This window comes from Wolbachia endosymbiont of Glossina morsitans morsitans, from assembly GCF_000689175.1.
Classification (GTDB): domain Bacteria; phylum Pseudomonadota; class Alphaproteobacteria; order Rickettsiales; family Anaplasmataceae; genus Wolbachia; species Wolbachia pipientis.
In genome coordinates this window covers 1-409 of record NZ_AWUH01000199.1, presented here as the reverse complement: position 1 = coordinate 409, position 409 = coordinate 1, and the positions used below count along the sequence as shown (strand labels likewise).

Below are 409 nucleotides of genomic sequence, written 5' to 3'. Positions count from 1 at the left end.
AACGTTTTTGTGTAAAAATAAGAGAGTGGAACGGAGAGGTTATTTTTCTACATGAAGTAATTGAAGGCATTGCAGATGAGTCATATGGAATACATGTAGCAAAACTTGCTGGTTTTCCTGATTCTGTTTTAAATAGAGCAAGTGAAGTGTTTGAGGAGCTGAAGGCTTGAATCATTATTATAAGTGAAGAATTACCTATACAATCGTGGTAGTAGCTATAGAAACGAAAAACTTACTTGACACCCTTCGCCAGCGCCCTTATCACAACAGTGAGGCTATTGTATTTGCTTTCGCCAATCTGCAGATTAAAAGGTAAGGATTACTTGATGTATCGGCGTCTTGTGTTTAATTTTTTGTCAGTATATAGATACTGTATGTCTTTACAAAACTTCATCTACATCTAGATTTT

1 protein-coding gene is annotated in these 409 nt (G+C 35.5%); it reads left to right on the top strand.

The annotated features are described in order from the left end of the window. A partial coding sequence (locus WGMM_RS05970; protein WP_240991969.1) for a MutS-related protein occupies positions 1 to 170 on the top strand: 170 nt, incomplete at its 5' end. Positions 171 to 409 lie beyond the last annotated feature (239 nt).